Origin of the sequence: Glutamicibacter sp. V16R2B1 (assembly GCF_005774635.1) — a bacterium.
GTDB classification, from domain to species: Bacteria; Actinomycetota; Actinomycetes; order Actinomycetales; family Micrococcaceae; genus Glutamicibacter; species Glutamicibacter creatinolyticus.
The window spans coordinates 1-1,507 of record NZ_VATX01000078.1; the positions used below are offsets into that span (position 1 = coordinate 1).

A 1,507-nucleotide genomic window follows, 5' to 3' on the forward strand; every position below is an offset into this window, starting at 1 on the left:
ACGTCGGTCAACCCGCCGTACCCGTTGATGACCTCCCCATCACGGTTCGCGTAGGCGAAGGTGCGCCCAGCTTCCCCGCGGATCTTCTCTGCCAGCGCCCGGACTTTCGCTTCGGCGTCGGCAAGCACCTCGGGTGGGACGTTGTCCGGGCTCGACTGGTGGGTGAGGACCGTGTCGAATGCGATCCGATCGTCGCCGACGACGGTGGGTTCAGGACCGGGCCCTGTGGGCTGTCCGAGCGGGCCGGGCGGTTCGCCTTCGAGTTGCCTACGGATCTCACCCTTGATCAGGTCCGGGTCGATCAGGTTGCCTTGCTCGTCGCGGGTCCGAGCGATGAAGACATGCGCGACTCCACTACCGGTGGCGTCGTCTGGGCGGTCTGTCTGGCTGTCAGTCATCGGCACATGATGCGACCCAGGTCACAGACCAGGACCCCTGTTGGCGGTCCCATGTCAGCCGCATGTTCAGGCCAAGAGGGGAGCGCAGCGTAATGGATCTATCTCGTGAACGTCAGCAGCAGGTGTACCGGGTCTGGCGAAGCTCACGAGTCGGCCAGATCCGCCGGGAGTACGGCGTCGACCGCGGACTCGCGTACGTGGCCCGCGCGTGCAATCTGTCAGTCGAGATGACCAAGTCGATCATTGCGGATGAGAAGCAGGACCGGCGGCTCGACCGCGAGCGGGCGGCCCGGCGGACCTCCGACGCCGCGTAGGTCGCATGGACGCACCCATCTTGCGCGCGGTCGACTCAGAGTCCCCCACGAACATCAACTAAGACGATGTTGTCGATAACCTTCACTTAGCGTCAAGGTCAACATGCGAGGATCGGACCATGACAGAGATCGTTCCCGTAGTCGGATTCGACCTCGCGCAACGCGCCGAACGAATCAACCAAGCCACACGACGCTTCGCCGGCCGCGCCCGCTCACCCCGCACCATCGCCGCCTACGACAGTGACTGGGCCACCTTCGCCACCTGGTGCGCCACCCACGGCAGATCAGCACTACCCGCCGAACCAATGACCATCGCCGACTACATCAGCGATCTCGCCGAAGGCATCTCATTCGAACGCCCGTTCAAGCCATCGACGATCAACCGCGTGGTGGCGTCCATCGCCGTCTACCACCGCACCGCCGGCTTCGACCCCCCACCGACCCGCTTCGCCCCGGTCCCCGACACCCTCGACGGCATCAAGAAGACGCTCGGCGTCGCCCCGTCACCGAAAGCGGCAGCGACAACACCCATCGTTGTGCAGCTCATCGCCGACCTCGACGCCAACAACCCCGAACACGCCCGAGACCGGGCACTGATCCTCATCGGATTCGCCGGCGCCTTCCGCCGCTCCGAGCTGGTGTCACTCGACCTCGCCGACTTCGTGACTGTCCCCGACGGCCTGCGGGTAGCCCTCCACCGGTCGAAAACCGACCAGGCAGGCGAAGGTGCCGAAGTCGGCCTGACCTACGGATCGAAGCCATCGACCTGCCCAGTCCGGGCCTGGATCGCATGGC

At 65.4% G+C, this 1,507-nt stretch carries 2 protein-coding genes and 1 pseudogene; 2 read left to right on the forward strand and 1 reads right to left on the reverse strand.

Going from position 1 to position 1,507, the window contains the following annotated elements:
- A partial coding sequence (locus FDN03_RS16225) for a hypothetical protein (protein WP_138178615.1) occupies window positions 1–398 on the reverse strand: 398 nt, incomplete at its 3' end.
- A 92-nt stretch (window positions 399–490) separates the two neighbouring features.
- Between FDN03_RS16225 and FDN03_RS16230 the strand changes: the two genes are divergently transcribed.
- Together FDN03_RS16230 and FDN03_RS16235 are read left to right on the forward strand one after the other, a co-directional pair.
- Window positions 491–712 carry a hypothetical protein gene (locus tag FDN03_RS16230; RefSeq protein WP_138178616.1) on the forward strand — a complete coding sequence of 74 codons (222 nt, stop codon included), beginning with the start codon at window positions 491–493 and terminating at the stop codon, window positions 710–712.
- 119 nt (window positions 713–831) lie between these two features.
- Window positions 832–1,507, forward strand: a pseudogene (locus FDN03_RS16235) (site-specific integrase); the annotation flags it as partial.

What these genes read in the sequence shown, in the direction of transcription:
- FDN03_RS16230 (WP_138178616.1), top strand. Translation starts at nt 491, where the DNA reads ATGGATCTATCTCGTGAACGTCAGCAGCAGGTGTACCGGGTCTGGCGA.